The organism is Saccharomonospora azurea NA-128, from assembly GCF_000231055.2.
Lineage (GTDB): Bacteria > Actinomycetota > Actinomycetes > Mycobacteriales > Pseudonocardiaceae > Saccharomonospora > Saccharomonospora azurea.
In genome coordinates this window covers 1,600,021-1,626,249 of record NZ_CM001466.1, presented here as the reverse complement: position 1 = coordinate 1,626,249, position 26,229 = coordinate 1,600,021, and the positions used below count along the sequence as shown (strand labels likewise).

Sequence of the window (26,229 nt, the reverse complement as noted above, 5' to 3'; positions counted from 1 at the left end):
GTGTCAAGCGAGACACGATCCTGATAACGACTGCTGTTTCAGGCTCGGGTTCTGCGCGAGAGCAAGGCGTGCGACATTGCTTGCCTGCGGCTATGGTCAAGCGGCAAGCGGATCGGTGTGGCGCATCGCGAGTAAGGGAATCGGCTTCAGTGAACGCCTTGAACGCCGTCGGCGGGCATTGGGCACGCACACCTGGATGATCGGCTGCCGCTGGATCAAGTACCGGTAAGAACGCCACCGGCACTAACCGGCCTTACTCAGCCCCGCCGCAGACTGTACTGCTGCAAACCACTCCTCCAGCTCGTCAGAGAGGACACGATCCTAGGCGAGGAGTTCAAAGAATGCCTGAGAAGCTCCCGGTGATGAGTAGTTGTTCCAACAGGTCGGGTGCTGAAGCAATCAGAAAGCCCGGAACGATCAGCGGTATGGCCAGCAAGCTGTTCCCGGCGACCTGACGGAGCGAGCGGGAGCCCACAGCGAGAAGGAGCGCGGTCACCAAGACGGTGAACAGCGTCAGCACAAGGTCGTCTCCGAGATCAAATCCTATACGTCGGATGACATCACCCCAGGCCAACCCGATAGCGCTTGCGGTGGCGATCGTGCCGCGCCAATCGCGGTCGCCAACGAAACGCAGACTCAGTCCCAACGCCGCACCGGCGGCCACCGCAAGGCCGCTCCATACAACGAGGTCAAATACGTGAACAGGATAGGTCGTACCCGAGTACAGAACACTGTAGGTGAGTCCCTTGCCCACGTAGAAGGCGAACACAGCCGCAAGCAGTGCAATACTGACACGCTTGCATGCGGGAATGGGCTTGTTGCCCTTCGCGACCATGGCGGACAGTACAATCCATACGCCGAAGGTGTGTGCCAGGGAACGCAGCGGGAACGAGTAGTAGGCCACTGCCGCGAAAGCGCCTGTCAGCAGCCCTACCAAGGCGATGGCTAGGTCGGAACGGTCCAAGGCCAGGCGAAAGCGGATAGTATCCCTGCCTTGGTTGCGCTGCTTCATAACTCTCCGGTAGCTGCGGGTTGAACTGGTCGTATGAGTATCTCATGGTTGGCAAGACCTGATCATGCTCGTCAGCCTTCTCAGGCTCCCACCCTTCCTACGACTTCGTCGACCAGGCTGCCCGCTCAGGAGTCAGCCCTCGCGGCCGAAATCGCTAGGCGTGCCGAGCTCGGTCCGAGCCTGAAGCGCCTAAGCGAAAGAACATCTGCGTCTCACCAGAAGTGAGCGGAACACCAATGGTTAGCGGAGGATATTGTGTTGGCGACCCTCGATGCAGTTGGTCAGCTGGGGCGAAGTCGCTCACTTCGCGTATCTGCCGAGTTCCGAGGGCGTCGAGCCCAGCCAGGATGGGAACCCGGTGCCGAATCCGGGTTCCCGCACCGAATCCGGAAGCGAACCAGTGCACGAGACCGTCGCCGTCCCGGCGACTACCACCCAGCCACCTATCACGACGTGCCCATCGTCACCACGATAATGATCAGGAGAAAGCCTGTTCCCGAGCCCCGGTTACCTGCTGTGTGAAGGGGATGGGGCAAGAACAGGAGGCTCTGAGACGTCACGGGCAGAGCTGGGCCAACGCCGCCATCGACTTGGTGACGGCGTCGGCCAGCGCGCCCGCCTGGTGCATGGCGTCTCCCGCCGTGTTGAGTCCCACGTGCACGCCACCGCGGTAGGTCGACACGGCGAACCCGACCGACTGGTGCGGCGCGAGCGGCACCACCGGGTAGGTCTCGCACAGCGGCGCGCCGTCCAACGACAGCGGTAGTCCGGGCAGCGGCACCGTGGTGATCACGGTGTCGAACAGTGTGGGCGCCGCGTGCGCGAGGGTGCGGGTGGCCAGGCGGTGCACCGCGCTCGGCAGCCGTTCGGCGAGCACGGGCAGCGCGCCCGCGCCGCGCCAGGGTCCGGCCTGCTTGTGCCGGTTCATCGCCTCGGTCACGGCGCGCAGGCGTCGGACCGGGTCCTCCACGTCCACCGGCAGGTCGCACAGGTAGCCGGACAGAGCGTTGCCACCCGGAGGGTCTCCACGCCGCCGCCGAATGCTCACCGGCACGAGGGCGCGAAGGGCACGTGGTGCTGCCTCGCCGTTGCGGTCGCGCAGCCAGGCCCGCAGCGCGCCCGCCAACACGGCGAGCACCACGTCGTGGGACGTCCCACCGTGCGCGCGGCGGATGCGGCGGAGATCGTCGGCGTCGAGGCGGACGAAGCCCATCTGGCGCCGCGCCGACTGCGCGGTCACGGTGGGCGACAGGGGAAGCGGTCGCACCGCGCGCAGCAGGGCCGTGGCGATCCCCGCCGTCTCCGCCGCGTCGTCCACCAGACGTCGCGCGTCGCGCCACACGTCGTCGAGCGTGACTCCGTCGTCCGGGCGGTCGCTTCTGTCACCGCCCGGTCCGTGGGTTCGTGCGGTACGCCGGTGCGCCGTGCCCGCAGTAGGCGAACCGTCGAGCAGGCTCAGCGCGAGTTCCGCGGCCCCCGCACCGTCGCACAGCGCGTGATGGATCTTGAACAGCGTCGCGAATCTTCCCTCGGGCAGCCCGGTCACGATCCGGACGTTCCACAGTGGAGTACGCGGATCGAGTGGGGTCTCGAACCACCGCGACGCGTGCGAGGCGAGTGGGTCGGCGGTGTCGGAGTCCACATGGTGTGTGCTGACGTGTGCCGTGGCGTCGAACCGGGGATCGGGCTCCCAACGGTCGGGTAGCAGCAGGCCCCCGGACCGCAGACGCTGTCGCAGCCGGGGAGACCGTTCGGCGCGCTCCGCGACGAGGGCGGCGACGTCGGCACCGTCGCGGCGTCCGTAGGCACGGGACGGTGCGAACACTCCCACCGCGCCCATGTGCATGGGAGTGGTGGGTCGCTCGATGCAGAGGAAGGCCGTGTCCAGTGCGCTGAGCCGGTCGGCTGGCATCGCGTCTCTTTCGGGAGTGGGTGAGTGGTCCGGGTGCCGTCGCCAGCGTGTGGAGGTGGTGCGGGGCGTCCCGCACCACCTCCATCATCGGCAGGGTGTCCCCGCCCGGCGAGACGGGCGAGGCCCATACCCCGCGATCAGGGGATGACCGACAGGTTGACCGTCGTTCCCGGCCGCACGAACGATCCTCCCGAGGGGCTCTGCTCGATCACGAAACTGATCGGCCCCCGGGAGTCGCCGCCGCTCACCTCGAAGCCCGCCTCGCGCAGGATTTGGACGGCCTTCTCGGTCCGTCGACCGACGACGGAGGGCACTTTCACGGCGTTCGACACGACGACTCCGACGCGCGTGCCCTCGTCGACCGTGCTGCCCTGGGCGGGGTCGGTGCGCACGACGTGTCCGGCCGCCACGCCCTCGGCGAACTCCTCGCCGGCCTCGAAGGGTTCGAACCCGGCGTCGCGCAGCGCCTGGAACGCCTCGTCGCGGCTCTTGCCCCGCACGTCGGGCACCGGCGTGGGAGGCGGGCCCTTCGACCGCACGATGGTGACCGCGTCGCCGACGTTGGCCTGGCTGCCCGGTTCCGGCGTCAACGACACCACGGCGCCCTCGGGGACGTCGCTGCTGTACTCGTCGGTCTCCTCGGAGACCCGCGGCGTCAGCTGGACCGCCTCGATGGCGCGTTCGGCTTCCTCGACGGAGGCCCCCGGACGTACGTCGGGGACCACCGGCCTGCCGAGGGAGAGCACCACGGTCACCTCGTCGCCCTGCAACGCGCGGTCCCCGCCGTCGGGTTCGGTGCGGATCACCGTGCCTGAGGGCGTGGTGTTGTGCCTCTCCTCCGTCACGACGGGGGTCAGCTCCGCCTGCCGCAGCGCGGTCTCCGCCTCCTCGCGGCTCATTCCCGTGACCGACGGGACGTCGACGTAGCGGCCGCTGGAGAACCACCACACCCCAGCACCCACCCCGCCGAGCAGCACGAGCACGACGAGAGCCAGCACCGCGAGCGGTGCGCGGCGCCGTGGGGACGCGAGCGGGCCGTCGTCGGTCTCCTGTTCGTGGTCCTGGGCCGCGGCGCGGGGCAACGCCTGTGTGCCGCGGGGTCCGCCGTCGGAGGGAAGTGCGGTGGTGGAGGTGGCGGTGCCGACCGCGGGCAGGGCCGGAACCGTGAGCTCGCTGTCGGTCTCCGCCGGCGGCTGCGTGGCGGTCCGGGGCGCCGGCACGCGCGGGATGGGCGCCGGAGGCAGACCGAGTTCCGCGCGCACGCGCTGGATCTCGGCCAGGAACGCCTCCGCGTCGGCCGGACGGGATTCCGGGTCGCGGCGCGTGGCCCGTTCGACGAGCTCGTCGAGCGCGGACGGCAGTTCGGGCACCACCGTGCTCGGGCGTGGAACGTCGTCGTTGACGTGGCGGTAGGCCACGGACAACGCCGTGTCCCCGTGGTAGGGGACCTGCCCCGTGAGCATCTCGAAGAGCAGGATGCCCGTCGAATACACGTCCGAGCGCGCGCTCGATGCCCCGGTCGACACCTGCTCGGGCGACAGGTAGCCCACGGTGCCGAGGATGACGCTGGTGCTCGTCGTCCCCGCGCTCGCCGCGGCCCGCACCAGACCGAAGTCGGCGACCTTCACCACGCCACCGGACTCGCCCGCCGCACCGATCAGCACGTTCTCCGGCTTGATGTCCCGGTGCACGAGCCCGGCCGCGTGGGCGGCGGCGAGCGCCGACAGCACCTGTTCGGCCACCGTCAGCGCGAGGGGGACGTCGAGCCGACCGCGTTCGGTGAGCAGGTCGCGCAGCGTGCCGCCGTCCACCAGCTCCATCACCAGGAACGCGCGCGGGTCGTCGACTCCGGCGGAGGTGTCGAAGCCCTGGTCGTGAACGGCGACCACGTGCGGATGGTGGAGCCGGGCGGCGGAGCGGGCCTCCCGCTCGAACCGCTCGACGAACGAGCGGTCACCCGCGAACCGGGAGTCCATGACCTTCACGGCGACCGGTCGGTCGAGCCGGGTGTCGACTCCGCGGTACACCGACGACATCCCGCCCCGGGCGATGAGGCCCCCGACGCGGTACCGCCGGTCGAGAAGCGCGCCCGCGAGGCTGGTTTCCGTGCGTGTCACAGCGGTCGATCCTACGGTTGCCGGCTCCGGCGCACCGACGTGTGCACCCGTCGACCGCCCAGGGCGGAAAGGGCCTGCTCCCGGCGGGCCCGATTGTGGCAAGGTAAGAGGTGTGAGTGCGATTCCAGTCGCTGACGACATGCTCGACCCGTCCGTCGCCGTACTGACCGTCGCCGAGGTGGCGGACAGGATCGGCCAGTCCGAGAACAAGGTCCGCCAGATGCTGCGGGACGGCCATCTGATCGCGGTCCGCAGGGACGGTGCCCTCTTCATCCCCGCCGACTTCGTCGGGACTGAGGGAGCGATCAAGGGCCTTCCCGGCACGATCACCGTGCTGGCGGACGCGGGGTTCAGCCGGACCGAGATGTTGCGCTGGCTGTACTCGGAGGACGAGTCGCTGCCCGGCGTGACACCCATCAACGCGCTGCGGACCAGTCACGGCACCGAGGTCAAGCGGCGCGCCCAGGCCATGGCGTTCTGACCGCGGTTCCCCCGTCACACGCACGTGCGGTGTGCGACCCGGCGTCGGGTCGCACACCGCCGTCGAGGCCGCCGGTCGAACGGATCAGTACGGGCAGGTCGAGCGGTACTCCTCGATGGTGCGGTCGGTCGGGTTCGGGCAGAGGAACTGGCTGTAACGGGTGTCGTCGTCGACGAACCGCTTGAGCCAGGAGATGGAGTACTTGGCGATCGTGGTGTTGGAGATGTTCGGCGCGAAGTGGGTCGCGGCGTTCAACTCCAGGTACGCCTTCTCCAGCGAGCCCGGCAGGCTCTCGTAGAACGGCTCCGAGTGCGTGCGCACCGGGGCGATCGAGTCGTTCTCCGCACCGATGATGAACGTCGGAACCTGGACGTCACCCCACGTCTTGTCGAGGTTCCACGGCGTCAGCGGGATGGACGCCTTCAGGGACGGCCGGCTGACCGTCGCCTCCAGCGAGCCGCCACCGCCCATCGAGTGGCCCATCACGGCGAGGCGGTTCGGGTCCAGCCGCTGCCGGACGTCCCTGTCACTGCGCTCGACCAGGTAGTCCAGCGCGGCCAGCAGCTGGCGTCCGCGCTGCCCCGGCTGGTCGAGTCTGGTGTTGGTGTCGATGGTGAACACGATGAAGCCCTGCGAGGCGATGCGTTCGCCGTACCACGACATGCTGCCCTGGTCGGCGGTGAAGCCGGGGGCGACGGCGACGGCGCCGAACGTGCCCTCGCTGGTGTCGGTGGGGTAGTAGATCGTGCCGCCGCCGAAGCCGACGGCGAACGACGACACGCGTTCCGTGTCCACCCGGAACGGCCCGCGGATGGCCTCGATGCTGTCCTCCGTCGGGTCGGGGCCGCGCTCGTAGGGGTTCTCCTGCGTGGTGGTGACGTCCGCGCCCGCCACACCGGCGCTCACCAGACCACTTGCCACGGCGAGGGCCGCGGTCAGTACGCCGATCGTCCGCGCCATCCGGCCACGAGGGCCGGTGGAGGACTTGCTCCGGATTCGCACTGCGTCGCTCCTTTGCGTCGAGAACAAACCACGGCGGCGTCGGTGGCCGCCTGCGTTCGTGCGATGACGAACTGTGGTGATTCTGGACGCGCGACGCCTGCGGGGGCATCGGTGAAACCACCAGTTGCTACCGGCGGGTAGCCCGCGTTACCGGTACAGCGCGGCGAGCTCGACCCTCGATCGGACGTCGAGCTTGGCGAAGATGTTGCGCAGGTGGTGGTCCACCGTGCGATGGCTGATGAACAGCTGCTCGGCGACCTCCTTGTTCGTGGCGCCCGCGGCGACCAGGTGGGCGATGCGGTCCTGTTGCGGGCTCAGCGCACCGTCCTTCGGCGCGGACCGGTCGCGGGGGACCCGGTGCCCGCACGCCCGCAGTTCGCGGGAGGCGCGCTGCACCCAATGGGTGGCGCCGAGCTCGTCGAAGAGATGCACCGCTTCCCGCAACACGTCCCTGGCCTGCCCCGGCTTGCGGGAGCGCCGCAGCCACGACGCGTACAGCAGTTCGGTGACGGCGAGGTCGTAGGGCGCGTCGGCGTCGCGGTGCAGGCGGATGGCCTCGGCGAACCGGGCGTTCACCTCGATGTCCCGTTCGGCCAGCAGGGCGTGGCAGCGGTGGGCGAGTGCGGCCCGAGCGGCGCCGCCCGTGGTGTCGGCCCACTGCTCGAACGTCGTCAGTGCGCGCCGAGCGACCTCGCGTTCCCCGCAGCGGACGGCGGCTTCGACGAAGTGCGGCACCGCCATGACGCGCAGCGGGACGCAGTGCCGGGAGCGTCCCACGGACAGGCGCCGGAACCGGTCGAACGCCTCCGCGGGGCGGTCGTGGGCGAGGTCGACACACGCGGCGGCCCAGGTGGCGAGCGCGCTCGGTCTGCCGAGTCCCCGTTCGGCGAGCTCCGTCTGCGCGGCCTCCAAGCGGGCGAGTGCGGTGTGCTCGTCGCCCTGCAACGCGGCCAGCATGGCGAGCACCGTGATGTGGTCGACCGCCGAGTTGCTCTGCCCCAGCGCTCGGGCCACCGACAGGCCTTCCAGCGCCGTGGTGGTGGCGGCGGCGTGCTGCCCGGAGAGCAGCGCGGACATCGCCGCGTACACCAGTGCCCACGGCACGCCCGACTCGTCGCCGTGGGCGCGGGCGCTCACGGCCGCCCGCAGGGCGAGGTCGCGCGAGCGTTCGGCGTCGCCGAGGGTGAACGCGGCTTGGCTCGCCAGCGTCATCCCGGTGGGGTCGGTGGTCGTCTCGCCGAGTTCCACCAGGCGCCGCAGCGGCGCCGCTGCCGTCGCGTGCTGTCCGCGGAAGGTGGCGGACATGGCCGTGAAGTGTTCGCGGACGATCAGTGTCGTGGGCCAGCCCTCCGACCCGCACAGTGCCGCGGCGTCCTGCGCGGTGAGGCAGTAGCGCGTGTTGTCGCCCGCGACGAAGCTCGCCTCGCCCGCGAGCATGAGCGTGGTGGCCGCCAGATCGCGGTGCGTGGGGGCGAGTCGCCGTGCGGTGGTGATGAGTTCGGCCGCCGCGACAGCCGGGTTGCCCCGGCGTAGTTCGATCTCCCCGGCGAGCCTGCCGATGTGGGCGCGGAGGTCGCCGGTGGCGAGCGGGGAGGCGAGCCGCAGCGCGGTGCGGGCTCGTTGGGGCCGTCCCGACGCCCAGTGGTCGGAGGCCGCGGCCACGAGCCTGAGGGCCCGTGTCTCGACGTCGGGGGACAACGCCGCTGCCCGCTCGCTCGCGTCGGCGGCCTGGTCGAACGCCGCTTCGGTCCTGGCCCGGAGGGCGAGCCGGTCGAGCTGGGCGACGACGTCGGGCGCGGGCGCCGCGGCCGTCGCGGCCCGATGCCACACCGCCCGATCGCGTTCTCCCGTGACGTCGGCGGCCGCCGCGAGGCGTCGGTGTGCCGTCTCCACCTCGGAAGTGGACAGAGCGCCGAGCACCGCGGACGGCACGACGTCCGCGGCGAGGCGGAGCGTCTCGCCGTCGTCCGTCACCAGGCCGCACCGCTGGGCCTCGACCAACGCCGCGGTGGGGTCCGGCGACGGTGCGTCGAGCAGGGCCCGGTGCACGAGGTGGCGGTCGGCCCGCTGCGCGACCGCGGCCAGCGCCACCACGGCTCTGGCGACGTCCGACAGGGCGGAGATCCTGTCGCGCACGGCCCGGCGCAACCTGCTCCCCGTGGGCAGCGACGACGGGGGAGCGGCGCGGCCACAGAGGTGGTCGGCCGACAGGCTTTCGGCGAGTTCCACGAGGGCGAGCGGGTTGCCGTATCCCGTGTCGACCAGCGCGTCCGCCACGTCGGAGGGAAGGGAGGCTCCTACGCGGTCGCGCAGGAGCTCGTGGGCCGCCGCGTCGGGCAGAGCCCCGAGCCGGAGTCGGTGCGGCCCCTCCCACGCGGCCGGGTCGGGCGCGGCGGTGTGGTCGACGGCGAACACGAACACCACGCCGGTGTGGCTCGTCCGGCGGGCCGCGAACGTGAGGACGGCGTTCGACGCGTCGTCGAGCAGGTGTGCGGAGTCGACACAGCACAGCACGGGGCGCCGACGGGCCCCCGCGGCGAGCAGGGCCGACACCGCGGACGGGACAGCGAGGGAGATGTCGTCCTCCCCGCCGGGCTCGTCGGGGCTGCCGGGGGCGCCGAGGTCGCGGGGAAGACCCCACACCGGTCGCAGGGCACGGGCCCGCTCGTCGGGCAGGTCCGCCACCACGTCACCGAGCGGACGGAGCAGCTGTTCGGCTCCGGCGAAGCGGACGGCACTCTCGGCGGCGGTGCCCTCGGCGCGCAGCACGCGGAAGCCGTCGGCACGTCGGGCGAGGGCGTCGAGCAGTGTCGTCTTCCCCGTCCCGGGTGCACCGCAGACGACCGCCGCACCCCCACGGCCCTGGACGGCGGCGTCGAGCAGTCGGGTCAGGCTGGCGAGTTCCCGATCACGCCCGCGCACCGGTCGTGCGTGCGCGGGCGTGTCATCCCACACGGCGAGCATCTCGTCAGTGTCGCGTGTCGATCACCGCGCGGAAAGATCTTCGTCGGGAAACCACCGGGTCAGCCGTTGCGGCTGTCCCGCCAGGCGAGCCACTCGCGCAGCCGGCCGAGGTCGTAGTCGGGCCCGCTCGCGCTCACGGTGAACATCGTGATGCCCAGCTCGGCGAGCTGGTCGCCGGAGTCCTTCGGCGAGCCCGACACACCCACCGAGCGCTCGATCTCGGCCGGGTCGCGGCCCACGTCGGCGCAGTGCCGGTCGAGGACCTCGACCTTGCGGGCGGCGACCTCGACGTCGCCGAAGCCGTGCCAGATGTCGGCGTGCTGAGCCACGAGCCGGAGCGTCTTCTTCTCGCCCCCGCCGCCGATGAGAACCGGGATCTTGCGGGTGGGAGCGGGGTTCAGTTTGGCGAACCGCTTCTCGATGCGCGGCAGGGCCTCGCCGAGGGCGGCGATCCGGCTGCCCGCCGTGCCGAACTCGTAGCCGTACTCGTCGTAGTCCTTCTGGAACCAGCCCGCGCCGATGCCGAGGATCAGCCGCCCACCGCTGATGTGGTCCACGGTGCGCGCCATGTCGGCGAGCAGCTCCGGGTTGCGGTAGCTGTTGCAGGTGACGAGCGCCCCGATCTCCACGCGGGAGGTGGCCTCGGCCCACGCGCCCAGCATCGTCCAGCATTCGAAGTGCTTGCCCTCCGGCTCGCCGCTCAGCGGGTAGAAGTGGTCCCAGTTGAACAGGATGTCCACGCCGAGTTCCTCGGCCTCCGCTGCGGTCCGCCGGATGGCGTCGTAGTCGGCGTGCTGGGGTTGGATCTGCAACCCGATACGGATGGGTCGCTGTGTGCTGGTCGTCATGCGTTCGACCCTAGTGTCGAACGTCGATGGTCACGGACGCGAGCGACCCGTTCGGCGGCGAGCTTCCCCGACACGAGGACGGGCGGAATGCCCACCCCGGGGGTCGTGCCGCAGCCGGCGAGGACGACGTTGTCCGCGCCACGAACGCGGTTGGCGGGGCGGAACGGTCCGGTTTGGACGAGTGTGTGCGCGAGCGAGAACGGTGTGCCGGCACCGAGGCCGTCGGCGGCCCAGGTGTGCGGGGTCGCGACGCCCTCCACGACGAGTTCCTTGGCGACGTCGAAGCCCCGCGCGTCGAGGGTGCGCAGCAGTTCGTCGCGGTAGGCGCCCGTGATCCTCGGCCAGTCGGCCGGGGCGGTGTGCAGGTTCGGGGCCGGAGCGAGCACGGTCACGACGTCCTCCCCGGGTGGGGCGAGCGAGGGATCGGTCGCGGTCGGCCGCGTGACGAGCAGCGACGGATCGCTCATCAGCCGGCCCCGATCGATGATCTCGGTGAACGTCTCGTGCCAGGCGTGCCCGAAGGACAGCGTGTGGTGACCGAGTCCGCTCGCGCCGCGGGCGCTGTGTCCGTAGAGGACGACGGCCGACGGCGCGTATCGCGGTCGGACCAGCCTGCGTGGCGCCCGCCCCAGCAACGCGTACGCGGTCGACAGTTCGGTCGCGAGCACCACGGCGTCGCAGCCGATCCGCTCTCCGGTGCTGGTCCACACGGCACGGACCCGCCCGTCGCTGTCGCGTTCGAGGCGGTCGGCCGACGTGCTGAGCCGGACGGTCGCGCCCGCCGCCCGCGCGGCGGCCGTCATCGCCCGCGCCACCTGGCCCATGCCGCCTCTCGGGTAGTGGACGCCGGCGATGGTGTCCATGTAGGCGATGACCCCGTAGGCGGCCAGCGCGCGCCCGGGATCGAGCCCCGCGTAGAGCGACTGGAACGTGAACAACCGCCGGAGCCGCTCGTCGTCGAGAAAGCGCGCGACCCGTGCACCCAGCCTCCCGAAGCCGCCGAGCGCGATCAGGCGCACGAGTTCGGGCCTGGCGAGGTCGAGCACCGAGTCGAAGTTCGCCCCGATGAACCGGTCGCGCTGCACGGCGTACAGCTCACGCAGCCACCGGCGCAGCCTGCGGTATCCGGCGGCGTCGGACGGGCCCGCCACGGCGCGGATCTCGGCTTCCATGGCGTCGGCGTCGGTGTGCACCGCGATGGTGCTGCCGTCGGCGAAGTGCGCGTGGTAGGCCGGGTCCAGGGGAGTGAGCGTGAGCCACTCGCCGACGCTCGACCCGACGGCCGCGAACGCCTCGTCGAGCAGCTCAGGCATGGTGAACACGCTCGCGCCCGTGTCGATGCGGTAGCCGCCGCCGAACAGCCGGTCGGCCACCCGCCCACCCGGTTCGGGCGCGCGTTCGAGCACGGTCACGCCGCGGCCCGCGCCCGTCAGATGCAGTGCGGCGGACAGCCCCGCCAGCCCGGCTCCCACCACCACGACGTCCGTCGTCGTCTCGTCCACCCGCGTTCCCTTCGGTCGGGACACGCCGGGCGCCGGCGGGGAGCCGGGTGACGGCGCGTCAGGACGTCCTTCGGGTCGCCCTGTCCGCGAGTTCGGCGAGCTGGTGCGCGGCGGGTTCGGCGAGTGCCGCCCGCTTCAACGAGGCCAGCGCGTTGCCGGTCATCTCCTCGATCCTGCGTTCGACCTCGGCGACCGCGCCGACGTCGACGAGCGCCTGCCGCACGTCGTCCACCTCGGCGTCGGTCAGCCGTGGGTCACCGACCGCGTCGGCGATCACCTTGTGTTCGCCGACCCGGCCCTGCTGCTCGGCGTAGGCCAGGCCGAGTGCCAGCAGCAGTGTCCGCTTGCCCTCGCGTAGGTCGTCCCCCGCGGGCTTACCCGTTACGGACGGGTCTCCGAACACGCCGAGCAGATCGTCCCTCAACTGGAACGCCACACCGAGGTCACCGCCGAAGTCCAGCAGCGCGTCGATGAGGGGCTGTTCCGCTCCGGCCAGCGCGGCGCCGAGGTGCAGCGGCCGCTGCACGGTGTAGGCGGCCGTCTTGAGCCGGTCGACCCGCAGCGCCGCCTCGACGGAGGCGTCGCCGGTCGCCTGCGTGTGGACGTCGAGGTACTGCCCCGCGAGCACTTCGGTGCGCATGGCCCGCCAGGCCGGGCGGGCCGCGGCCATCCTCGCCGCGGGAAGCCCGCAGTCGGCGAACATGTCGTCGGCCCACGCCAGCGCCAGGTCGCCGATGAGCACGGCGGCGGCCCACCCGAACGACTCCGACGAGCCGAGCCACCCCTGCTGCCGGTGCTGCGCCGCGAACGCGACGTGCACCGTGGGGGCGCCCCGGCGGGAGTCGGAGGAGTCGATGACGTCGTCGTGGACGAGCGCGCACGCCTGGATGAGTTCCAGGCTCGCCGCGGCCCGGAGCACGCCCTGTGCCTCGTCCGAGTCCGGGTCGCCTCCCGCGCCGCGCCAGCCCCACCAGGCGAAGGTCGGCCGCAGTCGCTTGCCGCCTCCGAGCACGAACGCGCTCAGGGCGTCCACCGCGGGCCCGAAGGTGGGTTCGGTGCGGCGGATCGGGTCACCTGCGTTGTGCAGGAAGTCCTCCAGAACGCGGGTGATCGCGGACGGCAACTCGGCGTCGATGTGGTGCATGAACCCATGGTCCCAGGCGCGTCGAAATCGCTGTCTGCCCATCTCCTCAGCGGGGTAGCGTGCGGGCATGAACGTCCACGAGATCTCTGACCAGACTGTCGACGACTACGCCGCGGCACACCCCGATGTGGCCGTGCTGATCGGTGTCGGTGATCACCGCGACCGGGTGACCGACTACTCCCCGGAGGGACACGCCGCCCGCGGCGCCATCATGCGCCGGGCGCTGACCGCCATGGAGGCCACGGAGCCCCAGGACGAGAGCGAGCGCGTCGCGAAGGCCGTGTTCACGGAACGGGTCGGCAACGAAGTCGCGATCCACGAGGCCGGCCTCGACGTCGCGTCGCTCAACGTGCTCGAGAGTCCGCCGCAGAACCTGCGCATGATCTTCGATCTCCTGCCGACGGAGACCACCGAGGACTGGGAGAAGGTCGCCACGCGCATGGCAGGCGTGCCGGACGCGCTCGACGGTGTCCGCGCGTCCCTGCTGACGGCCGTCGAAGCCGGTCAGGCGCCGGCGTTGCGCCAGGTCACGAAGGTCGCGGAGCAGGCCGAGCTCTGGGCGGGGCTCTCCGGCGACACCGGCTATTTCGAGACGCTCGTGAGCAAGGCCGACGGTGTGCCCGACAGCCTGAAGGAGCAGCTCGGCAAGGCCGCGCGCGAGGCCCAGGAGTCGTACGCCGAGCTGGCCGGCTTCCTACGCGCCGAGTTGGCCCCCGAGGCGCCGACCAAGGACGCCGTCGGCGAGGACGTCTACCGCCTGTGGTCGCGCTACTTCCTCGGCGCCGACCTCGACCCGCGCGAGGCCTACGAGTGGGGCTGGGAGGAGTTCGCGCGCGTCGAGCGTGAGGCCAAGGAGGTCGCCGAGCGCATCAAGCCGGGCGCGACCCTGGCCGAGGCCGCCCGGGCGCTGGACGCCGACCCGCGCTACCGCGTGCACGGTCAGGCCGCGTTCGAACAGTGGATGCAGCGGCTCTCCGACGACGCGCTGGCGGCCCTGCGCGACGTCCACTTCGAGATCTCGGACGAGATCATGAACCTGGAGTGCCGCATCGCACCGCCCGGCGGTCCCGTGGGCGCGTACTACACCGGCCCCGCCGAAAACCTCGACCGCCCCGGCCGGATGTGGTGGTCGGTGCCCGCCGACAAGGAGGAGTTCTCCACCTGGCGCGAGGTGAGCACCGTCTATCACGAGGGCGCCCCGGGCCACCACCTGCAGATCGCGACGCAGGTCTACGAGCGGTCGCTCAACCGCTTCCAGCGGCTGTTCGCCTCGACCTCCGGGCATGCCGAGGGGTGGGCGCTCTACGCGGAGCGGCTCATGCAGGAGCTCGGTTTCCTCTCCGACGACGGCAACCTGCTCGGCATGCTCGACGCGCACCTCTTCCGTGCCGCGCGCGTCGTCGTGGACATCGGCATGCACCTGGAGCTGGAGATCCCGAAGGGCACCGGCTTCCACGAGGGCGAGCGGTGGACGCCCGAGCTCGGGCTGGAGTTCATGCTCACGCGCACCATCACCGACCCCGCCCACGTGCACGACGAGATCGACCGCTACCTGGGATGGCCGGGACAGGCGCCCTCCTACAAGCTGGGCGAGCGCCTGTGGCTGGACGCGCGGGAGGAGGCCCGTCGTCGTGAGGGAGCCGATTTCGACCTCAAGGCCTTCCACACGAAGGCTCTGCGGATGGGCGGCATGGGCCTCGCCACGCTGAAGGACCTGCTGTCCGCCTGAGCTCCGGGTCCCGGAGAGGAGGCCGTCCGGTCAGTCCCGGCTGAGTCGGATGGCCTCCTGCTCGTCGGCGCGCTGGAGCACGTCGAACGGGGTGGCCAGGCCGTCGCGGGCGACCCGCTTCGCATCGACGAAGCGACGGGCGAACAGCACGAGCGACAGCAGCACGTACACCGCACTGAGCACGGCGATGATGATCCGGTCGGTCTCCTCCGGCAGCAGGATGCTGGTGATGAACTGGATCAGGAACAACGTCAGCAACGCCGTCGCCCAGCGCGCCGTCATGGTGAGTGACACCAGGATCGCCACGGCGAACAGCGACTGCGCGGCGGTGATCATCAACTCGAACCGCTGGTGCAGGTCGATCGGCAGGCCGTCGAACGACCCGCTGGAGATGGCGAACACGATCGGGATCGTCCCCACGAGCAGGGTCCACTGGTTGACCTTGCTCGAGATCAGCGTGCCGAGCGCCGAGCTCGCGTGCAGCTTCCACGCGAACAGGCAGGCGACGATCAATTCCGGCGACTCGCTCGCCAGCGGCGCCACCCACTGGACCAGCAGGAACTGGTCGATACCGAGATCCGTGCCCGTCTGCACCAGGTTGTGCGCGAAGTGTTCCGCCGTGGCGAGGATGACGATCGCGGCGAAGCCGAACATCGTGCCGTAGAGCCAGCGCCGGGCTGTCTTCGGCCTGTTGCCGATCCATGCCGACGTGCCCGTGAGCTCGGGTTCCTCCACCGGAGCCTTCGCCAGCCGCCACGCGTAGGCGACGAACAGCGACACGAGCACCGCCGCGTCCACCAGCGTCAGCGAGTCGCGGAACGGGAAGTGCAGCGAGTAGACGGTGGCCGCGCCGAGGAAGAGGATCTCCACCGACATCCGGCGGGGCAGTTTCACCCAGCCCTTGTGCGCGGACGCGCTGTGGGCGCCGCCGTTGCGGCGGGCCCGGACCACGGCCAGCGTGGCCACCAGCACCACCAGCGGCCAGCCGACACCCACGAGGATCCGGTTGGCGCCCGTCATGTTGGCGAGCGCGAGCGAACAGGGGTTGCTCCCGTCCCCTATCACCATGCAGTGGCCGTGTTCGGCGTTGATCCGGCCCGCGTTCATGGTGAACACGAAGTCGACGGCGTACTCGGGCAGCACGGCGAGGAACGCCAGCAGCGCGAGAGCCAGACCGCCGTTGATGTCGACCTGCGCGGACTCCGCCGCCCACGACAGGATGAAGGCCGCACCGACGATCGCGATGCCGTAGACCAGCGCGGCCAGCGGCGCGGCGAGTTGCGGATGTGGCAACCCCAGGTAGTCGGCGCCGCCGATGTAGAGCCCGGGCAGCGTCACGAGAGCCGCGAGCGGCAGTGGCGGGGTGAGTCGATCACTACGGTCCGGCACCCGCATCAGATTCCCGGGCCTCCTATGATCGAAACCACGCCGTGCCACCACTCCGTGGTCCGAGCGTCCCGGCTACGATCCGCCCGTGCCTCGCCTGCGTCCGCCACTGTCGCCTCCGCGCTCCTGACGTGGGGTGACGGCACGAGCAGCCCAGCGCCGTCGTGTCGCGCCCCGTCACGCCCGTCCCCCGCCCTCTCGACGTTGGAGCGCGCCCCCCATGTCGACGACCACCGCCACACCGTCGCGTGCGGCCTCCGCCAGCCTGGTCACCGCCGGAATCCTGTGGGGCACGGGCGGCCTCGCGGGAGCTTTGCTCGCGGAGCGGGCGGAACTGTCCTCCGCCGCCGTGGCCGTGTGCCGGTTGGCGCTCGGCGGGGCGTTCGCCGTGCTTCTGCTGGGCTGTACCGGTGGGCTCCGAGCGCTTCCCCGCACCCGTGACGCGATGCGACGCCTGCTCGTGGCGGGGGTCCTGCTGGCGCTCTACCAGGCGTGTTACTTCGCCGCGGTCTCGTTGACCTCGGTCAGCGTCGCCACCATGACCACCATCGGCAGTGTTCCGGTGTTCGTGGCGCTCGCCGGTGCGGTGCAGGAACGGCGTCCGCCGAGCCCGGCCACCACGCTCTCCGTCCTGTGCGCCCTGCTCGGGCTCGCTCTGCTCACCTGGTCGCCCGGGGAGGCGGCCGGGGACGGCAACGTCGTGCTCGGCATCGGGTGCGCGCTGGCCTCCGGAGCGAGTTTCGCGGCGTTGACACTCGTGACCCGCAGGCCGGTCGCGGGCCTGGACCCGTTGCGGACGACGGCGTTCGGCTGCGTGGTGGGCGCTGTTCTCCTGACGCCGTTGCTGGTCCTCGGTCCGACACCGTTCGGCGAGGGCGTCTGGCCCGTGGGCCTCGACGTGGTCGCGCTGGCGATGTACCTCGGTGCGGTGCCCACGGCGCTCGCCTACCTCGCCTACTTCCGCGGGTTGGCGCGCTCGCGCCCCGTGGTGGCGGCGCTGTCGGCACTGCTGGAGCCGCTCACCGCGGCCGTACTGGCCGCCCTGCTGCTCGGTGAGGACCTCGGTCTCGCCGGCTGGTGCGGGGCGGCGCTGCTGGTCGGCGCCGTGGCCGGCAGTTACGTGCGGCCCGCACGCTGATGTCCGACGGACCTTCGGGACGGTCCGGCTCAGTCGAGCGGCAGGTCCCGCCCGAGCACGGCGAAGGCCCTCGGGTCGCCCGCGAAGCGGTAGTCGCGCAGCACGTCGACGAACCCGAGCCTGCGGTACAGCCTCCAGGCGCGGGTCGGCCCCTCCGGCGTCGACAGCAGCACCTTCCGCTGCTCCACCCCGTCCATCAGCGTGCGCAGCAGCGTCTCGCCGATGCCACGACCGTGGTGGTCGGGCCGCACGTGGATCTCGGTGAGCTCGAAGTAGTCCGCCAGCCAGGCCCGGGCGAAGTCCTCGCCCTCCCGAGCCACCACTCCGCGGCGCACCTGCTCGTACCACCACTGCCCGGGACTGCCCTGGTAGCCGTACGCCACTCCCACCAGCGTGTCGTCGGGATCGAACGCGGCGACTCCGCGCCAGCCCGCGCGTAGCGCGTGCGTCAGCCACATGGGCGCCCGCTGCTGGGCCGTGTTCGGCGGATAGTTCATGGCGGCGACGTAGATCGACAGCGCGTCGGGGAGCAGCGCGCGGAACTCCTCACCGGTGAGCCGGACGATGCGCTGGTGGCCGGGCGAGGTGGCGGTCATCGGGGTGCGGACCTTCCGGTGCGGGAGTCGGTGGCGTCGGTGGCGACGGTGGAGACGGTGGCGGCGCGGCCGCCGGTGAGGGCCACGAGACCGTCGAACGTCGTGGGGAAGACCGTGTTCGGGTGCCCGGCGGCGGCCCACACGGTGTCGTACGCGCGCAGGGCGTCGTCCACGAGCGTGGTGATGCGCGCGGGGTGACCCACCGGGGCGACGCCGCCGATCACCTGGCCGGTGTGGGCCCTGACGAAGTCGGGGTCGGCGCGGCCGACGCGGCTCGCGCCGGTGAGGGTCGCGAGGGTCGCGGTGTCGGCTCGGTGCGCTCCCGAGGTGAGCACCAGAAGGGGCTCGGCTCCACCGTCCGCGGTCGTCATCCGGAACACGAGGCTGTTGGCGATCGCGCCCACACCGATGCCGAGCGCGTCGGCGGCCTGGACGGCCGTGCGCGCCGCCTGGGGAAGGAACCGGATGCCCTCGACGCTCGCGGTCAGACCGGCTGCGGTCAGGGCGGCGGCGACCTTGGCGACGGCCGGGTGCTCACGGACGGGCTCGGGGGATCGCTCGGGTGTCCGACTCATAGGGCTATGAGATCACGCCCGCTCGACGCATGCGACGCAGCTGGGTGGTTCTTCCGGTTCTCGGACTTGAACGAAGGCCCGGGGGCGAGCTAGTGTTGAGGTGTTCGAACAGATGTTCGACGCGCGGTGGTTGGTTCGTCGACGGGTGCGGTTTCGACGAGGGGGCCGGTGCGGTGGTGGGGGAAGCACCCCGCACCGGCCTCCACCGACGTGCCGAGCCGGAAGAAACGTGCCGAGCGGGAAGAAGGGTGGAGCCATGACGGTGGGATTCGTGCCCCGGCGTGACGGAACCTGGCCGGTGCCCGGTCGGTGCGCGGCGACCGGCGGTACCTCGTCGGCGCGTGATGCGGCACCGCGCACGACCGCCGCCGGCGTGCCCCCGATCCCCGCGGCGCGCACCGCCCGGTCCTCCGAGTCGTTCGAGCCGCGCCGGCCCACGCCTCCCGAGGCGGCGTCGCTGCTCACGCAGGCCGGTCACGGCCTCGCCGAGGTCGGACGCGAGTCGACGGCGGTGGGTCGGTTCGTCGCCGCCTACGCCTCGGCTCTGCGGGCCGGCGCGGCGATCCTGGCGGCGAAGGGGCGACCACATCGTCGGGCGGCGAAGCCGCAGAGTACCTGGACCTTGCTGGCGGAGGCTGCGCCCGAGGTGCGGCAGTGGGCCGAGTACTTCGCCGCGCACTCCGCCACCCACGCCGCCGCGCAGGCGGGCATCGCACGTCGGGTCAGCGCCGAGTCGGCCGAGGAGCTGCGCCGACGGACGGCGGACTTCGTGGCACTGGCCGCGCGCGTGGTCCACGGGCACGACGCCGTGCCGCGACCGTCGTGGTGCGGCGCGCGCACGCGAGTACGGCGGGGTGGGCGATGAGGGTTGCGAGTGTGATCGACCACGGCAGGCTGCTCGACGTGATCGGGTACGAGGCCGAGCTTCTGGTGGAGGTGTCGCGGACGGGCGCTCCGGAGACCGCCGTGCCCACGTGTCCAGGGTGGACACTGAGCGAGGTGGTGCGACACGTGGGCAGTGTCCACCGGGCCGCGTCGCACTGGGTGCTGCGCGGTGAGGCGCCGCAGAACTGGCAGCGTGACCCGGTCGTCGGGCAGACGGTGCAGAGTTACCTGCGCGAGGGAGCGGAAGGGCTCTGCGACGTCCTCGTCACCCGCACGCCGTCCGCGCGGGCGGCCACGTGGTGGGACGGCGATCCCACGGCCGGGTTCTGGTACCGCCGCATGGCGCACGAGACCACGGTGCACCGGGTCGATGCCGAGCAGGCCCTGGGAGTCGAGAGCGCTGAGATCGCACACGACGTGGCGCTCGACGGTATCGACGAAGCGTTGCTGCTGTGGTTCGGTCACCGCCTGCCGAGGCTCGGTGTCACCGGCACCCGGACCGCGACGGTGGCCGTCAGGGCGGCCGGATGCCGGTGGCTCGCCCGGATGACGCCGGAGTGCACCGTCGTGCGGCGCAGTTCGCCGGACGACGCCCACGAGGTCGACGCCGTGGTGTCGGGCGAGCCCGATCAGGTCTACCTGTGGTTGTGGGGTCGCCAGGGCCCCGGCGCCGTGACCGTCGAGGGCGATCACGACGCCGTCGGGCAGCTGTGGGCGTTGCTGCGGTTGGCCACCCGCTAGCGCTGAGGTGGGTCAGCAGGTGACCGCGACGTCGGCGCCTGCGGCGAACGAGACGTGCACGTGGTCCATGTGGTTCGCCGTGGGGCTGCCGCGGTCCTCCATCGTCGACCAGCCCGACCCGCTGTTGATCCGCTGCGCCCAGATCACGTAGGTGATGCCGAACTCGGCCCGGTGGGCCACCAGGTAGTCCGCGAGGGCGTCGCCCACCTCCGGGCTGACCATGAAGTCGAGGGCCAGGCCCGCAGGATGGTCGCTGGCATTGGCACGACCGGCGCGACCGCCCACCGAGTCCACCGCGAACCGGGTGAGCACGTGATGGCCGACCTGTGCCACGTGGGGTTCGGTGTTCTCCAGGTCCGTCGGGCACGCCTGCGGTTCGGGTGTGACGGGCTCGGGCGGAGGCGGTTCCTCGGTCGCCTCGGTCGTGTCGGGTGGTTCCGTCGGCTCCGGCTCGGGTTCCGGCTCGGTGGTCTCGGATGGTTCGGACGTCGTGGTCGAGGTCGTCGAACTCGGGCTCTGCGTGGTGGGCGGCGACGTGGTGCTCGACGGCGAGGACGTCGAGGCCGGATTCGCCGACATGACGAGTGCGGCGGACGCTGCGTCGTCGTGTTGGACCAGACCGTTCGCGGTGTACACCGTCACGGCCAGAGCCGCGGCGGCGACGACGCCCAGTGCGGTCGGGCGAACCCAGGTGCGAGGTGGCGTGGGCTTGCGGTGCCGGCCGCGTGGGGCCCGTTGTCTTCTCATTGTCCCTTTACTCCCGTGATCCCAGCGCCGGTGAGATTAAGAACCGGCAACGGGGAAGTCACGAGAGAGTGGGAATGGACACAGAAAGATAACGATCTATGTGATCACGTGTGTCGTTCCGGTGACTGTCCTAACGAGACCAAAACCAATCCTGGCTGCGTGCCTGGCGCAGCGCCTGCCTGCGGTGTTCCGAATCCAGGCGGTCGATGTACAGGTATCCGTCGAGGTGGTCCACCTCGTGCTGCAGGCACTGGGCCATGAGGCCCTCCCCGGAGACGATCACCGGCTCGTTGCGCAGGTCCACACCCTTGACCGTCGCGCGCACCGCACGGACCGTCGGGAAACTCAACCCGGGCAGGGACAGGCAACCCTCCATGACCTCGTGCTTCTCGTCGGAGACCTCCACGATCTCCGGGTTCAGCACGTAGCCGAGATCGCCGTCCACGTTGTAACTGAACGCCCGCGCGCCCACACCGATCTGGGGCGCGGCCAGACCCGCGCGACCCGGCGCCTGCACCGTGTCGAGGAGGTCGTCCACCAGCGCGCGAGTGGAGTCGTCGAACGTGGTGATCGGATCGGCGGGGGACTTCAGCACCGGGTCACCGAAGTAGCGGATGTCGCGCTTGGCCATGGTCGTGGTCCTTCCTGGAGAGTGCCGCGGCCGAGCTTAGCGACGAGAGACCGCGCCGCGATCACGCTCCGCTACGCCCGCAGCCGCAACCCCTTCGGGGTCGCACGGAAACCGGCCTCACGCAGCACGACGGCGAGCTCCGAGGTCAACACCTGTTCTCCGTCGGCCCGCTGCACCTGCAACTGCCCGAGCCAGCCCTCGCGCACCGCGTTCGACAGGGCCTCGGCGGCGGTACGCAGGGTGACCGGATCGTCGGTGAACGACAGCAGCGACCGACCGCCTCGCTCGACGTACATCGCGGGTGTGCCGTCGACGAGCACGGTGAGCGCCCCGGCCTTGCGAGCGGGGCGGTGCTTCGTGTCGCCCACGACGGCGGGCCAGTCGAGAGCCGCGCCGTACGGTTGCGCGGGGTCCGCGGCGGCGAGGACGACCGCCCGGTGTTCCGGCCGCCAGCCTCCGGCGTCCGCGACCGCGCGCAGCCGGTCGACAGCGCCGCGCACGGCGAACTGAGCCGCACCCAGACCCTCCACGACGTAGCCGCGAATGACCTGGCCCGAGTCCTCCATGCCCCGCAACACCCGGTAGACGGCGGAGAAGCCGCCGCTGACGCGCTCGGTGTCCAGTGCTCCGCGCGTCAGCACGCCGTGCCGTTCGAGGAACGACTCCGTCCGCGCGTGGGCGCGTCGCGTGGGGTCGGTCTCGCGAGGTGGGGTCAGGCCCCACCGTCCGGCGACGGTGGGCGGACCGGTGCGGCTGGGCATCGCGGGCCGGGCCGCGCGCAGGCGTGCGTACCGGCCCCGGGGCGTCGACCGGCGCGGTTTGTGCGCGGCTCCCTTGCCCGAGACCTGGGCGCGCAGCGGGGCCAGGGTGTCCCCCGAGACCAGTCCCGCCCACACGAGGTCCCACAGCGCGGCCACCACGTCCGCGTCGTTGACCGGTTGGTCGAGCGCCACGGTCACCCGGTCGACGATCTGGCGGAAGAACAGTCCGCCCCCTTCCAGCGCCGACACCACGGCCTCGTGCACGGGGCCGTGCGTCGAGGTGTCCTCCACGTCCGGAAGCAGCGCCTCGGCGACGTCCGCGGGAGCCAGCGCGATCCACCCGTCGCCACCCGACAGTGCGCCGCAGCCGCACCACGTCACCTCCCCGGCGACCATGAGCTCGTCGAGCAGCGCGGGATAGTAGCCGGGCAGTCTGTTCGGCAGGATCAGCGACTCCACGGCGCTCGCGGGCAGTGGCGCGCCGGCCAGCTGCTCGACCACGGCGAGCACGTCGTCGGCCGTGGGTGTCCACCGGGCGGACCGGTGGGCGCCGATGCCGTGCCAGCTCGGCAGGAACCGGCCCAGCGCAGGGGGCTCGACGGGTTCGACCTCGGCACGCAGCCGTGCCAGCGACGCGCGCCGCAACCGGCGCAGCACGGCGGCGTCGCAGTACTCCGTACCCGCCTCGTGGCCCTGCGGGCGCAGCTCGCCTCGGACGAGGGTGCCCTCGGCGGTCAACCGGTCGAGCACGCCGGTCACCACCGCGAGCCCGAGCCCGAACCGCGCCGCGGCGTCGTGCGCCGAGAACGGCCCTCGCGTCCGCGCGTAGCGGCGGAGCAGGTCGCCCAACGGGTCGGCGACGGGCTCGGTGAACGCCTCGGGCACCCCGACCGGGAGTGCCACCCCGAGGGCGTCGCGGACCCGGCCCGCGTCCTCGATCGCCAGGTGGCGTTCCTCGCCCGCGATGCGTACGACGATCGCCCGCCGCTGCGCCACCAGCTCGTCCAACCAAGCGGGCCGCACACCGCGGGCCGCTGCCTCGTCGCGCGTGAGGTCGCCGAGGAACCGCAACAGATCCGCCGTGTCCTCGGGCCCGCGCGCGTGCCGGTCCTGGTCGAGCCGTTGCAGCGACCGCTCGACCTCCGCCACGACGTCGGCGTCGAGCAGTTCGCGGATCGCCTCGGTGCCCAGGAGTTCCGCGAGCAGCGCCGAGTCGAGCGACAGCGCCGCCGCCCGCCGCTCGGCCAGCGGCGCGTCGGTCTCGTACAGGAACATGCCCACGTACCCGAACAGCAGGCTGCGCGCGAACGGCGAGGCCGACGGGGTCTCGACCTCCACGACCCGCACGGAACGCCCCGCGATGTCGGCCATCAGCTCTCGCAACCCGCCGACGTCGTAGACGTCCTGGAGGCACTCCCGCATGGCCTCCAGCACCACGGGGAAGCGCTCGTACTTCGCCGCGACGCCGAGCAGCTGCGACGCCCGTTGCCGCTGCTGCCACAGGGGAGTGCGCCGTCGCGGATCTCGTCGAGGGAGCAGGAGCGACCGGGCCGCGCACTCGCGGAACCGGGCCGCGAACAACGCCGACCCGCCGACCTCCGCGGTGATCAGCGACTCCACCTCGTCCGGATCGAGGACGACGTCCTCGGCGCCGATCGTCACCTCCCGGCCCTCGTCGTCGAGTGCGTCCGGCAGCCTCAGCACGATCCCGTCGTCGGAGTGGGCGACCTGCGCGTCCACCCCGCGCCGTTCGCGCAGCCGGGCGGCCACGGCGAGTGCCCACGGCGCGTTGACCTGGGCGCCGAACGGGGAGTGCACGACCACGCGCCAGTCGCCCAGCTCGTCGCGGAACCGCTCCAACAGCACCGTCCGGTCGCTCGGCACGTGCCGAGTGGCCTCACGCTGTTCGTCCACGTAGGACACCAGGTTCGCGGCCGCCCACTCGTCGAGACCGGCGTCCTCGGCACGTCGAAGCGCCTTGGCACGCTCCGACGTGGACAGAAAACGCAGCAGCCGCCCCAGCGCCCGGCCCAACTCCAGCGGCCTGCCCTGGGCGTCACCTCGCCAGAACGGCATGCGCGCGGGGTGGCCGGGCGCGGGTACCACGAGGACGCGGTCGTGGGTGATGTCGGTGATCCGCCACGACGACGTGCCCAGCAGGATGGTGTCGCCGACCCGCGACTCGTACACCATCTCCTCGTCGAGCTCGCCCACGCGGGACCCCGGCCGTTCGCCGTCGCCCGGCGTCATCACGGTGAACAGACCGCGGTCGGGGATCGTGCCTCCGGAGGTGACCGCCAGCCGTTGCGCACCGGGCCGGCCCTCCAGCACGCCCGTGACGCGGTCCCAGGTGATGCGGGCGCGGAGCTCGCCGAACTCCTCGCTCGGGTACCGCCCCGCGAGCATGTCGAGGACGGCGTGCAACGCGTCGTCGGGCAGAGCCGCGAACGGCGCGGCCCGACGGACGGTCGCCGCCACCTCCTCCACCGTCCGCGGCTCCACGGCCACCATGGCCACGACGTGCTGTGCCAGCACGTCCAGCGGGTTGCGGGGATAGCGCACGGCCTCGATCGCGCCCTCGGCCATGCGCTCGGCCACGACGGCGCACGAGACGAGGTCGCCCCGGAACTTCGGGAAGATCACGCCCGTCGACACCGCTCCGACTTGGTGCCCGGCGCGGCCGACGCGCTGCAGGCCCGACGCCACCGTGGGCGGGGCCTCCACCTGGATCACGAGGTCCACGGCCCCCATGTCGATGCCGAGCTCCAGCGACGAGGTCGCCACGACGCACGGCAGCGTCCCCGACTTGAGGTCCTCCTCGACCCGGCTGCGTTGTTCCCGCGACATCGAGCCGTGGTGCGCTCGGGCCACCACGGGCGCCGTCTCCGCCTGCGGGCGGGTGGTGCCCGACTGACCGACCGCCTCGGCGGGGAACGCGGTCGTGGCCGGGTCGTCGAGGTCGGCGGCCAGTTCCTCGCGCTCCGCGGCCAGTTCGTTGAGCCGCGCGGTGAGGCGTTCGGCGAGGCGGCGCGAGTTGGCGAACACGATCGTGGAGCGATGGGCGCGGACCAGGTCGAGCACCCGTTCCTCGACGGCGGGCCAGATCGACGGCCGTGGGACCGGTTCCGGGAAGTCGAGGCCGGCGTCCGGGTCGGCCTCTGTGGGCAGCGGCGCGGGTTCCGTGCGCGCGGGCCGGGCGTCGAGCGCGCCCATGTCCTCGACGGGGACCTCCACCCGGACCTCGATCGTCTTCGCGAGCGGGGGTTGCACGACGCGCACGGGTCGGCCGCCGGTGAGGAACGCCCCCACCTCGTCGACGGGCCGGACCGTGGCCGAGAGTCCGATGCGCTGGGCGGGCCGGTCGAGCAGGTCGTCGAGCCGTTCCAGCGACAGCGCGAGGTGTGCGCCGCGCTTGCTGCCGGCCACCGCGTGGACCTCGTCGACGATCACCGTGTCGACGCCGCGCAGCGACTCCCGCGCCGCGGACGTCAGGAGGAGGAACAGCGACTCCGGCGTGGTCACCAGGATGTCGGGCGGGGTGCGCGCGAACGCGCGCCGTTCGGCGGGCGTGGTGTCGCCCGTGCGCGTACCCACGGTGATGTCCGGGGGCTCCAGACCCCGCCTGCGCGAGGCCTGCGAGATTCCGGTCAGCGGCGCCCGGAGGTTGCGCTGGACGTCCACGGCGAGTGCCTTGAGCGGCGACACGTACAGCACCCGGCAGCGCCGTCGCCGTTCCGCGGGTGGGGACACCGTGGCCAACCGGTCGAGAGCCCACAGGAACGCGGCCAGCGTCTTGCCGGACCCGGTGGGGGCGATGACGAGCGCGTGCTCGCCGTCCTGCGCCGCTCGCCACGCGCCCAGCTGCGCGGCCGTGGGAGCCTCGAACGCGCTCGTGAACCAGTCCCGCGTGGCGGGCGAGAACGATTCGAGCGGATCGGGGCGGACGTCGTCAGGCACGCCTCCATCATGCGTGCCGCACCGACATTTCGTCCCGGGACGCGAATCGGCACGGCGGAATGCGGCGGGTGCGTCGCCACGTCGAGGCTCGACGTGAAAGC

At 71.7% G+C, this 26,229-nt stretch carries 19 protein-coding genes; 5 read left to right on the top strand and 14 right to left on the bottom strand.

Annotated features, from left to right (window positions below; translation table 11 throughout):
* Positions 1 to 334 precede the first annotated feature (334 nt).
* The 3 genes from SACAZDRAFT_RS07315 to pknB all read right to left on the bottom strand — a co-directional run bounded on the left by SACAZDRAFT_RS07315 (position 335) and on the right by pknB (position 5,041).
* Positions 335 to 1,012, bottom strand: coding sequence for a hypothetical protein (locus tag SACAZDRAFT_RS07315; RefSeq protein WP_005440164.1), 678 nt, complete (start codon positions 1,010 to 1,012; stop codon positions 335 to 337).
* Between the two features lie 556 nt (positions 1,013 to 1,568).
* Positions 1,569 to 2,924 carry a wax ester/triacylglycerol synthase family O-acyltransferase gene (locus tag SACAZDRAFT_RS07310; RefSeq protein ID WP_005440163.1) on the bottom strand — a complete coding sequence of 452 codons (1,356 nt, stop codon included), beginning with the start codon at positions 2,922 to 2,924 and terminating at the stop codon, positions 1,569 to 1,571.
* Positions 2,925 to 3,061: 137 nt separating this feature from the next.
* Positions 3,062 to 5,041, bottom strand: a complete 1,980-nt coding sequence (gene pknB, locus SACAZDRAFT_RS07305) for a Stk1 family PASTA domain-containing Ser/Thr kinase (protein WP_005440162.1) — start codon at positions 5,039 to 5,041, stop codon at positions 3,062 to 3,064.
* 112 nt (positions 5,042 to 5,153) lie between these two features.
* On the opposite strand from pknB, the gene SACAZDRAFT_RS07300 reads away from it, so the two are divergent.
* Complete coding sequence (locus SACAZDRAFT_RS07300) at positions 5,154 to 5,522, top strand: Rv2175c family DNA-binding protein (protein WP_040927698.1); 369 nt, start codon at positions 5,154 to 5,156, stop codon at positions 5,520 to 5,522.
* 84 nt (positions 5,523 to 5,606) lie between these two features.
* Here SACAZDRAFT_RS07300 and SACAZDRAFT_RS07295 read toward each other — a convergent pair whose 3' ends face one another.
* The 5 genes from SACAZDRAFT_RS07295 to SACAZDRAFT_RS07275 form a co-directional block, all read right to left on the bottom strand.
* Positions 5,607 to 6,524 (bottom strand): poly(ethylene terephthalate) hydrolase family protein, encoded by a 918-nt coding sequence (locus SACAZDRAFT_RS07295; protein ID WP_005440160.1) that lies wholly within the window; start codon positions 6,522 to 6,524, stop codon positions 5,607 to 5,609.
* Between the two features lie 147 nt (positions 6,525 to 6,671).
* Complete coding sequence (locus SACAZDRAFT_RS07290; protein ID WP_005440159.1) at positions 6,672 to 9,488, bottom strand: LuxR family transcriptional regulator; 2,817 nt, start codon at positions 9,486 to 9,488, stop codon at positions 6,672 to 6,674.
* Positions 9,489 to 9,547: 59 nt separating this feature from the next.
* Positions 9,548 to 10,336 carry an LLM class F420-dependent oxidoreductase gene (locus SACAZDRAFT_RS07285; protein ID WP_005440158.1) on the bottom strand — a complete coding sequence of 263 codons (789 nt, stop codon included), beginning with the start codon at positions 10,334 to 10,336 and terminating at the stop codon, positions 9,548 to 9,550.
* Positions 10,333 to 11,838: a phytoene desaturase family protein gene (gene crtI / locus SACAZDRAFT_RS07280; protein ID WP_005440157.1), complete on the bottom strand. Its 1,506-nt coding sequence runs from the start codon at positions 11,836 to 11,838 to the stop codon at positions 10,333 to 10,335. Before crtI ends, SACAZDRAFT_RS07285 begins: the two co-directional genes overlap by 4 nt.
* Positions 11,839 to 11,896: 58 nt before the next feature.
* Positions 11,897 to 12,982 carry a polyprenyl synthetase family protein gene (locus SACAZDRAFT_RS07275; protein WP_005440156.1) on the bottom strand — a complete coding sequence of 362 codons (1,086 nt, stop codon included), beginning with the start codon at positions 12,980 to 12,982 and terminating at the stop codon, positions 11,897 to 11,899.
* A 67-nt stretch (positions 12,983 to 13,049) separates the two neighbouring features.
* Here SACAZDRAFT_RS07275 and SACAZDRAFT_RS07270 point away from each other — a divergent pair, with 67 nt between their 5' ends.
* A complete protein-coding gene (locus SACAZDRAFT_RS07270; protein WP_005440155.1) occupies positions 13,050 to 14,711 on the top strand; it encodes a DUF885 domain-containing protein in 1,662 nt (553 codons plus the stop codon).
* Positions 14,712 to 14,741: 30 nt separating this feature from the next.
* On the opposite strand, the gene SACAZDRAFT_RS07265 is transcribed toward SACAZDRAFT_RS07270, so the two are convergent.
* The gene (locus tag SACAZDRAFT_RS07265; RefSeq protein WP_005440153.1) at positions 14,742 to 16,106 is read right to left on the bottom strand and encodes a sodium/hydrogen exchanger; all 1,365 of its coding nucleotides are present in this window, start codon (positions 16,104 to 16,106) and stop codon (positions 14,742 to 14,744) included.
* 211 nt (positions 16,107 to 16,317) lie between these two features.
* On the opposite strand from SACAZDRAFT_RS07265, the gene SACAZDRAFT_RS07260 reads away from it, so the two are divergent.
* The gene (locus SACAZDRAFT_RS07260; RefSeq protein WP_005440152.1) at positions 16,318 to 17,235 is read left to right on the top strand and encodes a DMT family transporter; all 918 of its coding nucleotides are present in this window, start codon (positions 16,318 to 16,320) and stop codon (positions 17,233 to 17,235) included.
* 29 nt (positions 17,236 to 17,264) lie between these two features.
* On the opposite strand, the gene SACAZDRAFT_RS07255 is transcribed toward SACAZDRAFT_RS07260, so the two are convergent.
* Positions 17,265 to 17,831, bottom strand: coding sequence for a GNAT family N-acetyltransferase (locus SACAZDRAFT_RS07255; RefSeq protein WP_005440151.1), 567 nt, complete (start codon positions 17,829 to 17,831; stop codon positions 17,265 to 17,267).
* Complete coding sequence (locus SACAZDRAFT_RS07250; RefSeq protein WP_005440150.1) at positions 17,828 to 18,406, bottom strand: YbaK/EbsC family protein; 579 nt, start codon at positions 18,404 to 18,406, stop codon at positions 17,828 to 17,830. Before SACAZDRAFT_RS07250 ends, SACAZDRAFT_RS07255 begins: the two co-directional genes overlap by 4 nt.
* Positions 18,407 to 18,662: 256 nt before the next feature.
* Between SACAZDRAFT_RS07250 and SACAZDRAFT_RS07245 the strand changes: the two genes are divergently transcribed.
* A complete protein-coding gene (locus SACAZDRAFT_RS07245; RefSeq protein ID WP_005440149.1) occupies positions 18,663 to 19,271 on the top strand; it encodes an SAV_6107 family HEPN domain-containing protein in 609 nt (202 codons plus the stop codon).
* A complete protein-coding gene (locus SACAZDRAFT_RS07240) occupies positions 19,268 to 20,032 on the top strand; it encodes a maleylpyruvate isomerase family mycothiol-dependent enzyme (RefSeq protein WP_005440140.1) in 765 nt (254 codons plus the stop codon). The genes SACAZDRAFT_RS07245 and SACAZDRAFT_RS07240 overlap by 4 nt, the downstream gene beginning before the upstream one ends.
* Before the next feature lie 12 nt (positions 20,033 to 20,044).
* Here SACAZDRAFT_RS07240 and SACAZDRAFT_RS07235 read toward each other — a convergent pair whose 3' ends face one another.
* The 3 genes from SACAZDRAFT_RS07235 to SACAZDRAFT_RS07225 all read right to left on the bottom strand — a co-directional run bounded on the left by SACAZDRAFT_RS07235 (position 20,045) and on the right by SACAZDRAFT_RS07225 (position 26,128).
* Entirely contained in the window at positions 20,045 to 20,779 is a 735-nt protein-coding gene (locus SACAZDRAFT_RS07235) for a hypothetical protein (protein WP_005440138.1), read from the bottom strand.
* Between the two features lie 130 nt (positions 20,780 to 20,909).
* Positions 20,910 to 21,410, bottom strand: a complete 501-nt coding sequence (gene def / locus SACAZDRAFT_RS07230; RefSeq protein WP_005440137.1) for a peptide deformylase — start codon at positions 21,408 to 21,410, stop codon at positions 20,910 to 20,912.
* Between the two features lie 71 nt (positions 21,411 to 21,481).
* Complete coding sequence (locus tag SACAZDRAFT_RS07225; protein WP_005440136.1) at positions 21,482 to 26,128, bottom strand: ATP-dependent helicase; 4,647 nt, start codon at positions 26,126 to 26,128, stop codon at positions 21,482 to 21,484.
* Positions 26,129 to 26,229: the final 101 nt, after the last annotated feature.

What these genes read in the sequence shown, in the direction of transcription:
- SACAZDRAFT_RS07315 (WP_005440164.1), bottom strand. Translation starts at nt 1,012, where the DNA reads ATGAAGCAGCGCAACCAAGGCAGGGATACTATCCGCTTTCGCCTGGCC.
- SACAZDRAFT_RS07310 (WP_005440163.1), bottom strand. Translation starts at nt 2,924, where the DNA reads ATGCCAGCCGACCGGCTCAGCGCACTGGACACGGCCTTCCTCTGCATC.
- SACAZDRAFT_RS07290 (WP_005440159.1), bottom strand. Translation starts at nt 9,488, where the DNA reads ATGCTCGCCGTGTGGGATGACACGCCCGCGCACGCACGACCGGTGCGC.
- SACAZDRAFT_RS07285 (WP_005440158.1), bottom strand. Translation starts at nt 10,336, where the DNA reads ATGACGACCAGCACACAGCGACCCATCCGTATCGGGTTGCAGATCCAA.
- SACAZDRAFT_RS07275 (WP_005440156.1), bottom strand. Translation starts at nt 12,982, where the DNA reads ATGCACCACATCGACGCCGAGTTGCCGTCCGCGATCACCCGCGTTCTG.
- SACAZDRAFT_RS07270 (WP_005440155.1), top strand. Translation starts at nt 13,050, where the DNA reads ATGAACGTCCACGAGATCTCTGACCAGACTGTCGACGACTACGCCGCG.
- SACAZDRAFT_RS07265 (WP_005440153.1), bottom strand. Translation starts at nt 16,106, where the DNA reads ATGCGGGTGCCGGACCGTAGTGATCGACTCACCCCGCCACTGCCGCTC.
- SACAZDRAFT_RS07260 (WP_005440152.1), top strand. Translation starts at nt 16,318, where the DNA reads ATGTCGACGACCACCGCCACACCGTCGCGTGCGGCCTCCGCCAGCCTG.
- SACAZDRAFT_RS07255 (WP_005440151.1), bottom strand. Translation starts at nt 17,831, where the DNA reads ATGACCGCCACCTCGCCCGGCCACCAGCGCATCGTCCGGCTCACCGGT.
- SACAZDRAFT_RS07250 (WP_005440150.1), bottom strand. Translation starts at nt 18,406, where the DNA reads ATGAGTCGGACACCCGAGCGATCCCCCGAGCCCGTCCGTGAGCACCCG.
- SACAZDRAFT_RS07245 (WP_005440149.1), top strand. Translation starts at nt 18,663, where the DNA reads ATGACGGTGGGATTCGTGCCCCGGCGTGACGGAACCTGGCCGGTGCCC.
- SACAZDRAFT_RS07240 (WP_005440140.1), top strand. Translation starts at nt 19,268, where the DNA reads ATGAGGGTTGCGAGTGTGATCGACCACGGCAGGCTGCTCGACGTGATC.
- SACAZDRAFT_RS07235 (WP_005440138.1), bottom strand. Translation starts at nt 20,779, where the DNA reads ATGAGAAGACAACGGGCCCCACGCGGCCGGCACCGCAAGCCCACGCCA.
- def (WP_005440137.1), bottom strand. Translation starts at nt 21,410, where the DNA reads ATGGCCAAGCGCGACATCCGCTACTTCGGTGACCCGGTGCTGAAGTCC.